At 72.7% G+C, this 11,248-nt stretch carries 14 protein-coding genes; 8 read left to right on the top strand and 6 right to left on the bottom strand.

What is annotated here, in order from left to right; all coding sequences use genetic code 11:
* Positions 1-301 precede the first annotated feature (301 nt).
* The 4 genes from ABD52_RS33375 to ABD52_RS33365 are packed head-to-tail and all read left to right on the top strand — an operon-like array spanning position 302 to position 3,643.
* Positions 302-2,011, top strand: coding sequence for a nitrite/sulfite reductase (locus tag ABD52_RS33375; RefSeq protein ID WP_030271878.1), 1,710 nt, complete (start codon positions 302-304; stop codon positions 2,009-2,011).
* Positions 2,008-2,166 carry a hypothetical protein gene (locus ABD52_RS40365; RefSeq protein WP_013288361.1) on the top strand — a complete coding sequence of 53 codons (159 nt, stop codon included), beginning with the start codon at positions 2,008-2,010 and terminating at the stop codon, positions 2,164-2,166. Before ABD52_RS33375 ends, ABD52_RS40365 begins: the two co-directional genes overlap by 4 nt.
* Complete coding sequence (locus ABD52_RS33370) at positions 2,163-2,912, top strand: phosphoadenylyl-sulfate reductase (RefSeq protein WP_013288360.1); 750 nt, start codon at positions 2,163-2,165, stop codon at positions 2,910-2,912. The genes ABD52_RS40365 and ABD52_RS33370 overlap by 4 nt, the downstream gene beginning before the upstream one ends.
* Positions 2,894-3,643, top strand: coding sequence for a sirohydrochlorin chelatase (locus tag ABD52_RS33365; protein ID WP_030271875.1), 750 nt, complete (start codon positions 2,894-2,896; stop codon positions 3,641-3,643). Before ABD52_RS33370 ends, ABD52_RS33365 begins: the two co-directional genes overlap by 19 nt.
* Positions 3,644-3,706: 63 nt before the next feature.
* Here ABD52_RS33365 and ABD52_RS33360 read toward each other — a convergent pair whose 3' ends face one another.
* Positions 3,707-3,964: a WhiB family transcriptional regulator gene (locus ABD52_RS33360; protein ID WP_013288358.1), complete on the bottom strand. Its 258-nt coding sequence runs from the start codon at positions 3,962-3,964 to the stop codon at positions 3,707-3,709.
* Between the two features lie 450 nt (positions 3,965-4,414).
* Positions 4,415-5,365 (bottom strand): diacylglycerol kinase family protein, encoded by a 951-nt coding sequence (locus ABD52_RS33355; RefSeq protein ID WP_030271872.1) that lies wholly within the window; start codon positions 5,363-5,365, stop codon positions 4,415-4,417.
* Between the two features lie 43 nt (positions 5,366-5,408).
* On the opposite strand from ABD52_RS33355, the gene ABD52_RS33350 reads away from it, so the two are divergent.
* Positions 5,409-5,810, top strand: a complete 402-nt coding sequence (locus tag ABD52_RS33350; RefSeq protein WP_041784529.1) for a hypothetical protein — start codon at positions 5,409-5,411, stop codon at positions 5,808-5,810.
* Positions 5,811-5,939: 129 nt separating this feature from the next.
* Here ABD52_RS33350 and ABD52_RS33345 read toward each other — a convergent pair whose 3' ends face one another.
* The 3 genes from ABD52_RS33345 to sodN are packed head-to-tail and all read right to left on the bottom strand — an operon-like array spanning position 5,940 to position 7,305.
* On the bottom strand, positions 5,940-6,347 hold the full coding sequence (locus tag ABD52_RS33345; protein WP_047894358.1) for an ATP-binding protein: 408 nt from the start codon (positions 6,345-6,347) through the stop codon (positions 5,940-5,942).
* 32 nt (positions 6,348-6,379) lie between these two features.
* On the bottom strand, positions 6,380-6,904 hold the full coding sequence (locus ABD52_RS33340) for a GNAT family N-acetyltransferase (RefSeq protein WP_047894357.1): 525 nt from the start codon (positions 6,902-6,904) through the stop codon (positions 6,380-6,382).
* A complete protein-coding gene (gene sodN, locus ABD52_RS33335; protein ID WP_047894356.1) occupies positions 6,901-7,305 on the bottom strand; it encodes a superoxide dismutase, Ni in 405 nt (134 codons plus the stop codon). The genes ABD52_RS33340 and sodN overlap by 4 nt, the downstream gene beginning before the upstream one ends.
* Positions 7,306-7,383: 78 nt before the next feature.
* Between sodN and ABD52_RS33330 the strand changes: the two genes are divergently transcribed.
* The 3 genes from ABD52_RS33330 (at position 7,384) to ABD52_RS33320 (ending at position 10,094) form a co-directional block, all read left to right on the top strand.
* On the top strand, positions 7,384-7,722 hold the full coding sequence (locus ABD52_RS33330) for a S24/S26 family peptidase (RefSeq protein WP_047894355.1): 339 nt from the start codon (positions 7,384-7,386) through the stop codon (positions 7,720-7,722).
* A gap of 157 nt (positions 7,723-7,879) precedes the next feature.
* Entirely contained in the window at positions 7,880-9,055 is a 1,176-nt protein-coding gene (locus tag ABD52_RS33325; protein ID WP_013288351.1) for an NADP-dependent malic enzyme, read from the top strand.
* A gap of 76 nt (positions 9,056-9,131) precedes the next feature.
* The gene (locus tag ABD52_RS33320; RefSeq protein WP_047894354.1) at positions 9,132-10,094 is read left to right on the top strand and encodes a Zn-dependent alcohol dehydrogenase; all 963 of its coding nucleotides are present in this window, start codon (positions 9,132-9,134) and stop codon (positions 10,092-10,094) included.
* Positions 10,095-10,181: 87 nt separating this feature from the next.
* Here ABD52_RS33320 and ABD52_RS33315 read toward each other — a convergent pair whose 3' ends face one another.
* Entirely contained in the window at positions 10,182-11,246 is a 1,065-nt protein-coding gene (locus tag ABD52_RS33315) for a chlorophyllase (protein WP_235437630.1), read from the bottom strand.
* Positions 11,247-11,248 lie beyond the last annotated feature (2 nt).

Raw genomic sequence — 11,248 nt, 5'->3', positions numbered from 1 at the left:
ATGTGGGGGTGGTGGGCCCGTGATGTGGGATCACAGTGCGGAGCTGTGGTCGTGCGGGGCGTGGTGTGGCAGCATGAGGCACATGACCGCCGCTGTCGTCCGCCGCTTCGTGGCTCGTCGCCACGTCGATTACGGCCGCGTGCGCAGCGCGATCTGTCCGGCCCACTGACGACGCCCGACCTTTCCGTCTCGGGCGCGTACTCGCGCCGGCCGTCATCGACATCGCCGTCCGCGGCCCTCTCCAGGGCCGGCCGCCGCGTCCGCGCTCCAGGCACCGCAGCAGACCATGGAGGACGCCGCGATGGCGGTCAGCAGCACCCCGACCCGTCCCGACACCCCGGCGCCTGCCGCCCGTGCGCCCCGCCGGCCACGCGGCGAGGGGCAGTGGGCGCTCGGACACCGTGAGCCGCTCAACCCCAACGAGCGGATCAAGAAGGACGACGACCCGCTGAACGTGCGGGACCGGATCGAGAACATCTACGCCCACAACGGTTTCGCCTCGATCGACCCGCAGGACCTGCGCGGCCGGTTCCGCTGGTGGGGCCTCTACACCCAGCGCAAGGCCGGCATCGACGGCGGGCGTACCGCGGTGCTGGAGCCGCACGAGCTGGAGGACGAGTTCTTCATGCTCCGGGTCCGGGTGGACGGTGGCCAGCTCAACCTGGCCCAGCTCCGCGTGATCGCGGACATCTCCCGCGAGTTCGCCCGGGACACCGCCGACATCACCGACCGGCAGAACATCCAGTACCACTGGATCCGGGTCGAGGACATGCCGGAGATCTGGCGCCGGCTGGAGGCGGTCGGCCTGCAGACCACCGAGGCGTGCGGCGACTGCCCCCGGATCGTGCTGGGCAGCCCGGTCGCCGGGGTGGCCCGTGACGAGGTGCTCGACCCGACGCCGGCGATCGACGAGATCGTCCGCCGGTACGTCGGCGACAAGGCGTACTCCAACCTGCCCCGCAAGTTCAAGACCTCGATCTCCTGGCTGGTCGACACGCCGTACGAGGCGAACGACATCGCGTTCCTCGGCGTGGAGCACCCGGAGCACGGGCCCGGGTTCGACGTGTGGGTCGGCGGCGGGCTCTCCACCAACCCGATGCTCGCCAAGCGGCTCGGCGTCTGGGTGCCGCTGAACGAGGTACCGGACGTGTGGGCCGGTGTGGTCGGCATCTTCCGCGACTACGGCTACCGCCGGCTGCGCAACCGGGCCCGGCTGAAGTTCCTGGTCGCCGACTGGGGCGTGGAGCGCTTCCGGGAGGTGCTGGAGAAGGAGTACCTGGGCCGCACGCTGCTCGACGGTCCGGCCGCCGACCTGCCGGCGAAGCCGGTCGACCACATCGGCGTGCACCGGCAGAGTGACGGCGCGAACTACGTGGGCGCGGCCCCGGTGGTGGGCCGGGTGTCCGGCACGCAGCTGGCCCAGCTCGCCGACGTGGTCGAGGCGCACGGCAGCGACCGGGTGCGGCTCACGCCGTACCAGAAGCTGCTCGTGCTGGACGTGGCGCCGGAGCGGACCGACTCGCTGGTCGCGGCGCTGCGCGGGATCGGCCTGGAGGCCCGGCCGTCGGCCTGGCGGCGCGGCACGATGGCCTGCACCGGCATCGAGTTCTGCAAGCTCGCCATCGTCGAGACCAAGCGGCGCGGTGAGGAGCTGGTCGCCCGCCTGGAGGAGCGGCTGCGCGACTTCGACGCGGACATCTCCATCCACCTCAACGGCTGCCCGAACGCCTGCGCCCGCACCCAGGTCGCCGACATCGGGCTCAAGGGCCAGCTCGTGGTCGGCCCGGACGGCCGGCAGGTCGAGGGCTTCCAGGTGCACCTCGGCGGCGGCCTCGGCATGGCGCAGGGGCAGACCGCCGGCTTCGGCCGCAAGCTGCGCGGTCTGAAGACCACCGCCGAGGAGCTTCCGGAGTACGTGGAACGGCTCGCCCGCCGCTACCTGGCCGGCCGGACCGAGGGTGAGACGTTCGCCAACTGGGTGATCAGAGTCGACGAGGAGGAGCTCCGATGAGCGATGCCCGATCTGCGCCTCTCTACTGCCCGTACTGCGGCGAGGAGGACCTGCGACCGCACGAGGCCGGGCACGGCGCCTGGGAGTGCCACGCCTGCGCGCGGGTCTTCGCGGTGAAGTTCACCGGCCTGCTGAGCCGGGCGGTGACCCGGTGAGCGGCCTCGTCTCCGCCGCCGGCCTCGGCCTGATCGGCGCGGCCGAGCCGACGCGCCGCGACCCGGAGGAGCTGCGCGCGCTGGCCGAGGAGGCCGGCCGGGAGCTGGCCGACGCGCCGGCGATCGAAATCGCCCGGTGGGCGGTGGAGACGTTCGGCGAGCGGTTCTGCGTGACCAGCTCGATGGCCGACGGCGTGGTGGCGCACCTGGTCTCCCGGGTCGCGCCCGGCGTCGACGTGGTGTTCCTGGACACCGGGCTGCACTTCCCGGAGACGCTGCGGGTCCGCGACGAGGTGGCCCGGCGGATGCCGGTGCGGGTGCGCTCGATCCGGCCGCGGATGACTGTGGGGCAGCAGGACGGCCAGTACGGTCCGCGCCTGTTCAACAGGTCCCCGGACGACTGCTGCCAGCTGCGCAAGGTGGAGCCGCTGGAGCGGGCGCTGTCCGGGTACGACGCCTGGGCCGCCGGGCTGCGCCGGGACGAGTCGCCGACCCGGGCGAACACGCCGGTGGTGGGCTTCGACGCGCGGCGCGGCAAGGTCAAGGTGAACCCGATAGCGGCCTGGACGCAGCGGGAGGTGGACGCCTACGTGGCCCGGTACGACATCCCGGTCAACGAGCTGTTCGCCCGCGGCTACGGCTCGATCGGCTGCTGGCCGTGCACCCGGCGGACGAAGGCGGGGGAGGACCCGCGCGCCGGCCGCTGGGCGATGTTCGAGAAGACCGAGTGCGGCCTGCACACCTGAGCGCCGGGCCGCCGGTGGTGCTGGTGGCGCACGGCAGCCGTGACCCGCGTGCGGCGGAGGCGACCCGGGCGCTGGCCCGGGCCGTGGCGGACACCTGCCCCGGCCGTCCGGTGCTGCCGAGCTGGCTCGACCACACCGATCCCGGGCCGGCCGAGGTGCTGCGCGGGCTGGCCGACGCCGGTCACTCCCGGGCGGTCCTGGTGCCGCTGCTGTTGACCGCCGCGTACCACCGGAAGGTGGACATCCCGGCGGCGGTCGCGGCGGCCGGCGCGGACATCGAGGTACGGGTGACGGATGTGCTGGGGCCGACCGGCGGCGGGGTGGACGGCGGGCTGCTGGACGGGCTGCGCCGCCGTCTGGCGGAGGCGACCGGTGACGGGCCGGGCGGTCTGGACGCGGTGGTGCTGGCGGCGGCCGGTACCCGGGATCCGGCGGCGCGCGCCTCGGTGGGCCGGGTCGCCGCGGCGTTCGGCGCCGGGCTCGGAGTGCCCTGCCGCGTCTCGTACGCCTCGGCGGCGCCCCCGGAGGTCGGCGGCGCGGTCACGCGACTGCGCGCCGCGGGCGCCCGCCGGGTCGCGGTGGCCGCCTACTTCCTGGCGCCGGGCCGGTTCCACGACGGGGTACGCGCGTCGGCCCGGTCGGCCGGCGCGGTGGCGGTGGCGGACCCCCTGACCGACCTGCCGGAGCTGGCGGACCTGGTCCGGCGGCGGGTGGAGGCGGTGACGGGCTGACCCGGTCCGGGACAGCAGAACGCCCCGGCCGGAATCCCGGCCGGGGCGGTCAGCGTGTACGGGTCAGGCGGAGTGAGCGCGCAACACCCGGAGGCCGCCGCGGCGCTTCACCGCGCGACGCTCCTCTTCGCTCATCCCACCCCAGACGCCGGCGTCCTGACCGGACTCCAGCGCCCACTGCAGGCACTGGTCGGTCACGGGGCAGCGCCGGCAGACGGCCTTCGCCTGCTCCACCTGAAGGAGGGCCGGGCCGGACGTCCCGATCGGGAAGAACAGCTCCGGGTCCTCGTCGCGGCAGACCGAATCGTGGCGCCAGTCCATGGCGGCAACACTCCTCATTCTTAGTGGGTGGCCAGATAACGCTTCGTTGTTGCTATTTCTATATGCGTCCGCATTGCCGAATGGTGACGGTCAGCATCCATCAATTCGGCGCAGCGTGAGCAGGCTGTGGGGTACCCGGACCTGCTGGAACAGCTCAACCGAACGAGCATATCCAGGCAATGTCCCGGCAGCACGAGTTCGCTTGTGAATACTTTCACGAACTACAGCGATGTCAAGGGTGACGCTCGGAAAAACTCCGAACAGTGAGCGGGCTCACCACCCATTTGTCCGGGTTTGCCAGAGCCCTGGTTACCCGGCGTGCCACAGTCGATAATCAATGTAGTACGGTCTGCGTGACGTTGCTGACATTTCCGGCACCCTTCCTCGGCGTGGCGGCCACCGCGCCCGCGCGGCGGGCGGTCCGCGTCAACCGACTGGGATACCCGAGACCTAGCAGATTACTCTCAGTGCGGCCGGTACGGATGTGAATCGGACTTTCTCCCGCTCGCCGAGGTAGTCCCCGTCCAGCTGGAACGGCAACGGCCGGTCCGAGACCAGCGTGAACTCCGCCACGTCGTGCAGCCGCAACACCTGCTTGCCGTGCGGATCCGGTTGCTTCGAGAAGAACTGCACCGCCGTACGGGCCGTGCTGGCGACCCGGAGCCGCCGCAACGCGAGCACGTCGAGCCCGAGATCGAACGACGCCTCCGGGTTCGGGTTGATCTCGCGGTCGCCCAGGTACGTCCACGGCGCGGTGTTCTGGATGATCGCCGTGGCCAACTCCGTCGCGGGCGCCTCACCCGGGCGCTCCAGCGTGATCGACGGGTGGCGGCGGTCCGAGCCGACGAAGTACTGACTCGCTGTGGAACGGAAGTAGAGCGCCGGGGTGGAGACGCGCCCCTTCTTGCGGGCCTGCTCCACCCGGCGGATGACGGCCGCGTCCAGCCCGAAGCCGGCGCAGAACGTGAAGTAGCGGTCGTCCGCACGGCCCAGCCCGATCGTGCGGGACCGGCCCAGTCGCAGCCCTTCCAGGATCATGCTGGTGCCGTCCGGCCACTCCCGGGGCAACCCGAGCGCGCGGGCGAACACGTTCGTCGAACCGCCCGGCACGGTGGCCAGCGCGGGCAGCCGCTCGGCCGAGGTCTGTCCGGTACGGAACGTCGGCGGCTCCGCCGCCATCAGGCCGTTCACCACCTCGTTGACGGTGCCGTCACCGCCGAGCGTGACGACCAGGTCGACGCCCTCCTGGGCGGCCTCCCGGGCCAGGTCCGTGGCGTGGCCCCGTCGGCGGGTGTAGCGCACCGACAGGTCGACTTCACTGCGCAACGCCCGGACCAGCACGTCCCGGCTGCGCTCGCTGGTGGTGGTGGCCTTCGGATTGACCACCAGGACGGCCCGCATGGGCGGCACTGTACCGCGACTACCCACCGGTATCGTGGCGCCCGTGACGATCGACTCCGACCCGCTCCCCGGCACGCTGCGCGCCGCGGTGCTCCTGCTACGTGCCCAGGCGGTGGCGCTGGGGCTGATCGCGGTGTGGCTCATCTGGTCCGACCTCACCGCCGACACGACGGATCTGACCTCGGCGCTGCTGGTGACCGTCTTCGCCGTCGGCGGCGCGGTGGCGCTCTGGGCGCTCGGCGGCGCGCTGTCCCGCCGCCGTGCCGGGGCTCGCGCACCGGCCATCGTGCTCCAGCTCATGCTGCTGCCGGTCGGCTGGTTCATGATCGAGGGCGGCATGGGCTGGCTCGGGGTACCGCTGATGGCGCTCGGGATCGGCATGGTCGGGCTGCTGGTGAGCGGTCCGACCAACCGCGCGCTGGGTTTCGGCGAGCCGGCCGGCTGAGCGCCGCCCGGTCTTGACGCGGCCCGTTCTGGACCGCAGCCGGGCCTGGGGCGCAGCCGGGTCTGGACGCCGCCGGGCCGTGGCCGCCGCCGGGCCGTGGCCGCGCGTCGGTCAGAAGCCGCGCGTCGGTCAGAAGCCGCCGGCGCGGCGGGTCAGCAGCGAGATGGTGGCCCGGCCGCCTGATGCGTGGGCGTTCGCCCCGGTGGTCAGCGCGGTCAGCACCTTCCAGGCGAACGACGACTCGGACGGCAGCGTGGCGCCCCGGACCGTCGGCACCGTCACCTCGACGGTGAGCGCGTCCTCGGTCACAGCGAACCGGCACTCCAGCTCGGCGTCGCGGGTGGCGATGGCGAGCAGCATGGCGCACGCCTCGTCGACGGCGATGCGCAGATCCTCGATCTCGTCGAGGGCGAACTGGAGCCGGGCCGCGAGGCCGGCCGTGGCGGTGCGGAGCACGCCGAGGTAACCACCGTCGGCGGGCACGGTGAGGTGGACGACGTCGTCATCGGTCGTCGGGTGCCCGGTCAGTTGAGTCACGGCTCCTCCCCCCGGTGCGGGACTCTACCCGGTCAGCGGGCGGGGCGCGTGGGCGCGGCCGTCGCGTGCGTCGCTAGCTCGTGCAACGCCGGCCCGGCCAGGCGGTACGGCGTCCACTCGTCCATCGGCGTGGCACCGATCGCGGCGTAGAAGCGGGCCGCCGGGTTCCAGTGGATCATCCACCACTCCAGGCGCTGGTAGCCGCGCTCGACGCAGATCGAGGCCAGCGTGGCGAGCAGCATCCGGCCCGCGCCGGTGCCCCGGGCGTCCGGGCGGACGTAGAGGTCCTCCAGGTAGATGCCGTGCACGCCGGCCCAGGTGGAGAAGTTGAGGAACCAGAGCGCGAAGCCGACCGGCTGGTCCGAGGCGTCGACGGCGACGTGGCCGTACAGCGCCGGGGACGGGCCGAACAGGGCCGCGTCGAGCTGTGCCGTGGTGAGGTGGCACTGCTCGGGTGCGCGCTCGTACTCGGCGAGTTCGTGCACCATGGCGACGACGGCCGGTACGTCCTCGGGACGTACCGGCCGGATCGTCGGAGTGCCGTCGGGCGACGTCACGCCTGCTTGGTCTCCCAGAAGATCTTCGAGATCTCGTCGATCTTCGACAGCAGCTCGTCGGCCTTGGCCGGGTCGGTGGCGCCCTTGGCGCCGGCCGCGCCGGCCAGCTTGGTGGCCTCGTTGAACAGCTGGTGCAGGTGCGGGTACTTCTCGAAGTGCGGCGCCTTGAAGTAGTCGGTCCAGAGCACCCACAGGTGGTGCTTGACCAGCTCCGCCCGCTGCTCCTTGATCAGGATGGCGCGGGTGCGGAACTCCGGGTCGGTGTTGGCCTGGTACTTCTCGCAGATCATTTTGACCGACTCGGCCTCGATCCGGGCCTGGGCCGGGTCGTATACGCCGCAGGGCAGGTCGCAGTGAGCGCTGGCCGTCACCCGGGGCGTGAGGATGCGGGGAAGGCGCATCAGGGTCCTCCATGGGTTGTTTGCGATGATCCAAGACGACATTACTCCTGGAGACGCCCTCCGGGGCTGGGAGGTGACATGGCGCCCACCGGTGAACCTCCGGCCCTGCGCGGCCCGCTGGTGCCGGTGCTGGTGACCGGCCCGTCCATGGCCCCGACGCTGCGTCACGGCGACGCGGTGCTGGTCCGCACGAGAGGCCGGCCGGTACGCTCCGGCGACGTCGTCGTCGCGGTGTTCCGCAGCCGTCCCGACCTGCTCGTCGTCAAGCGGGCGGTGGAACCCCGCGACGGCGGATGGTGGTTGCGCGGCGACAACGAGTTCGTCGCCGACGACTCCCGCGCGTACGGCGTGGCCGACGTCCGGGGCCGGGTGGTGGCCCGCTGGTGGCCGCGTCCGGGACGGGTCAGGGGACGGTAACGACCGGAGCGGATATGACCCCGCTCACATACTGGGTGCCGAAGCGTGACTATGCTCGAAAAGTGCCCGGGTGACCCCCGCACCGCCGCGCCGCCGGTCGCTGACCACCGCTGACCACGCCGGCCGGTCCGTCTGCTCGACAGATCCTGGAGTCACCATGTCTTCGTCCACCCCGGACCCCGCCGATCCCGTCTTCCGCCTGCACGTCGGCGGCAAGATGGCAGTCGCCTCCACAGTGCCGCTGACCAGCCGCGAGGACCTCTCCCTCGCGTACACCCCGGGTGTGGCCCGGGTGTGCGAGGCGATCGCCGCCGACCCCGCGCTCGTCGACACCTACACCTGGGTGTCGCACACCGTCGCCGTGGTCACCGACGGTTCCGCCGTACTCGGTCTGGGCAACATCGGCCCGCGCGCCGCGCTGCCCGTGATGGAGGGCAAGGCGGTGCTGTTCAAGCAGTTCGCCGGCGTGGACGCGGTGCCGGTCTGCCTGGACACCCAGGACGTGGACGAGATCGTGGCGACGGTCAAGGCGCTCGCGCCCTCGTTCGGCGGGATCAACCTGGAGGACATCAGCGCCCCGCGCTGCTTCGAGGTGGAGCGCCGGCTCGACGAGGCGCTGGACATCCCGGTCTTCCACGACGACCAGCACGGCACCGCGATCGTGGTGCTCGCCGCGCTGCGCAACGCCGCGGCGCTGCTCAACCGCAAGCTCGGTGACCTGCGGGTGGCGGTCAGCGGCGCGGGCGCGGCCGGGGTGGCGGTCACCAAGATGCTGATCGCCGGCGGCGTCGACCCGGACCGGGTGGTGGTGTGCGACTCGCGCGGCATCATCGGCCGGCACCGCGAGCTGACCGGCACCAAGGCCGAACTGGCCGAGCTCACCAACGCCGAGGGCCGCCAGGGCGACATCACCGAGGCGCTGCGCGACGCGGACGTGCTCGTGGGCGTCTCCGGCGGCCAGATCCCGGAGGCGGCGGTGGCCGGCATGGCCCCCGGCGGCATCGTGTTCGCGCTGGCCAACCCCACCCCTGAGGTGCACCCCGAGGTGGCCGCCCGGCACGTGGCGGTGGTCGCCACCGGGCGCAGCGACTACCCGAACCAGATCAACAACGTGCTCGCGTTCCCCGGTGTGTTCCGGGGCGCGCTGGACGCCGGGGCCACCCGGATCACCGACTCGATGAAGGTGGCCGCCGCCGACGCCATCGCGGGCGTGGTGGCCGAGTCGCTGACCGCCGATGCGATCGTGCCGTCGCCGCTGGACCCGCGAGTCGCGCCGGCGGTGGCCGAGGCGGTCGCGGAGGCCGCCCGCCGCGACGGGGTCGCCCGCCGCTGAGATGTAAGGAAGGGGCCCTTCCTAACGCCTCCGGTAGAGGAAGGGCCCCTTCTTAACTGCTGCTCAGCTTGTTACCGTGCCGATCATGCGTGCTGCCTATGCCTCGGCCTTCGACGCCGACAACCCGCTCGCCGCGCTCGCCGTCGGCGACCGTCCCGAGCCGACCCACCCGCAGGACGACTGGGTCACCGTGCAGGTCCGGGCCAGCTCGCTCAACCACCACGACCTATGGTCGCTGCGCGGCGTGGGCCTGACCGCCGGCCAGCTCCCGATGATCCTGGGCTGCGACGCGGTCGGCACCGACCCGGACGGCAACGAGGTGGTCATCTACCCGGTGGTGCCCACCCCCGGTGACCCGCGCGGGGTCTCCATCCTCTCCGAGCACTACCAGGGCACGTTCGCCGAGCGTGTCGCCGTACCCCGGATGAACCTGCTGCCGCTGCCCGACGGCCTGTCGGCCACCGACGCGGCGTGCCTGCCCACGGCCTGGCTCACCGCGTGGCGGATGCTGACCACCAAGGGCCGGGTCGCCGACGGCGAGTCGGTGCTGGTCCAGGGCGCCGGCGGTGGCGTGGCCACCGCGGCCGTCGCGCTCGGCGTCGCGCTCGGCAAGCGGGTGTACGCGACCAGCCGCGACGCCGCCAAGCGGGAACGGATCGCCGAGCTGGGCGCGACCGCGCTGGAACCCGGCGCGCGGTTGCCGGAACGGGTCGACGTGGTGATCGAGACGGTCGGCGCGGCCACCTTCGACCACTCGCTGAAGTCGGCCGCCCCGACGGCCCGGATCGTGGTCTCCGGCGCCACCTCCGGGCACGAGCCGAAGATCAACCTGCGCCGGGTCTTCGCCATGCAACTGGAGATCCTCGGCACCTCGATGGGCACCCCGGACGAGCTGACCGAGCTGCTCGCGTTCTGCGCCGAGCACGAGGTGCGCCCGGTGGTCGACCGGGTGGTGCCGTTCAGCGAGATCTCCGAGGCGTTCGCCCGGCTGCACTCCGGTGAGGTCTTCGGCAAGGTGGTCGTCGACCACACCGCCTGACGCGGACGGCGCGGACGGCGCGCGGCGCGGACGGCGTGTTAAGAAGGGGCCCCTTCTCTACCGGAGACGTTAAGAAGGGGCCCTTCCTTACAGGCGGTCGTCGAGGGTGGCCAGGCCGCCCCGGGCGGCGTCGGCCGGGAGGCGCCTCTTCGCCGCCGGGTCGCCGTAGAGCGTCCAGCGGAGGAACTCGACAGTGGTGTCGGCGACCACGCCCAGCGCCTTGCCGTCGCCGAGCAGCGCCCGGCCGTGGTCACCCTTCGGCAGGCTGAGCATCGCCTTCGGCCACGGCACCACGTCGTACACGGCCTTGCCGGCGGCGTACGACACCACCTCGTCGGCCTCGCCGTGCACGAACAGCTGCGGCGCGGCGGCGCCGGCGAACGCGGTGCCCACACCGAGCGCGGTGCCGGCGAAGACGATGCCCGCGTCCAGCCGCTCGTCCCGGCCCGCGGTGAACAGCCCGATCGTGGTCACGCCACCGGCGCTGTGCCCGGTCGCGGCCACCCGCTCCGGGTCCAGCCGGCCGCGCAGCGGATCGCCCGCCTTCTCGCCGAGCGCGAGCACGCGCGTCAGCACGTACGACACGTCGGCCGGCTGGTTGAGCACGTCCAGCGGGTTGCCGTCGGTGCCCCGGGAGGTGTGCGGGAAACGCGGCGCGGCGACCACGAACCCGGCCGCCGCCCAGCGGGTCAGCAGCGCCTGGTAGTCCTCCGGCCGGGCGCTGAGCCCGTGGCTGAACAGCACCACCGGGAACCGCCCGTCCGCCGCCGGGGCGGAACGTTCGACCGCGCCACCGGCCGCGCCCGCCGCCGGGTACCAGAGCGTCACCGGCAACGGCCGGTCGCCGTCGCGGTTCAGCTTCACCTGGCGTACGCCGACCGCGAAGCTCTCCGTGGGCGCCTTGCCGGCGGTGACGACGACCCGGCCGTCCGCGTCCCGGTCGAGGTACGCGAAGCTCAGCTCGACGTCGTCGCGCAGCAGGTCGAGTTGCGTCGTGGCGGGCATCCGGGGGTCGGGGCGCCAGCCGAGCGCGCCGAGCCGGTCGGCCAGCGTCTCGGCGTCGCGCCGCCAGCAGTACCAGTCGACGTCGACATGCGGACGGGTCACCTCGCCGAGGTGGAAGTCCATCGCCCAGCCCCCGCGCAGCCACACGT

It is taken from the genome of Micromonospora sp. RV43 (assembly GCF_001029515.1).
In the GTDB taxonomy this organism is placed as follows: Bacteria; Actinomycetota; Actinomycetes; order Mycobacteriales; family Micromonosporaceae; genus Micromonospora; species Micromonospora aurantiaca.
The sequence above is the reverse complement of the archived record's forward strand: the minus strand, read 5'-3'. Positions and strand labels throughout refer to the sequence as shown.

What these genes read in the sequence shown, in the direction of transcription:
- ABD52_RS33375 (WP_030271878.1), top strand. Translation starts at nt 302, where the DNA reads ATGGCGGTCAGCAGCACCCCGACCCGTCCCGACACCCCGGCGCCTGCC.
- ABD52_RS40365 (WP_013288361.1), top strand. Translation starts at nt 2,008, where the DNA reads ATGAGCGATGCCCGATCTGCGCCTCTCTACTGCCCGTACTGCGGCGAG.
- ABD52_RS33360 (WP_013288358.1), bottom strand. Translation starts at nt 3,964, where the DNA reads ATGGACTGGCGCCACGATTCGGTCTGCCGCGACGAGGACCCGGAGCTG.
- ABD52_RS33355 (WP_030271872.1), bottom strand. Translation starts at nt 5,365, where the DNA reads ATGCGGGCCGTCCTGGTGGTCAATCCGAAGGCCACCACCACCAGCGAG.
- sodN (WP_047894356.1), bottom strand. Translation starts at nt 7,305, where the DNA reads ATGCGCCTTCCCCGCATCCTCACGCCCCGGGTGACGGCCAGCGCTCAC.
- ABD52_RS33330 (WP_047894355.1), top strand. Translation starts at nt 7,384, where the DNA reads ATGGCGCCCACCGGTGAACCTCCGGCCCTGCGCGGCCCGCTGGTGCCG.
- ABD52_RS33325 (WP_013288351.1), top strand. Translation starts at nt 7,880, where the DNA reads ATGTCTTCGTCCACCCCGGACCCCGCCGATCCCGTCTTCCGCCTGCAC.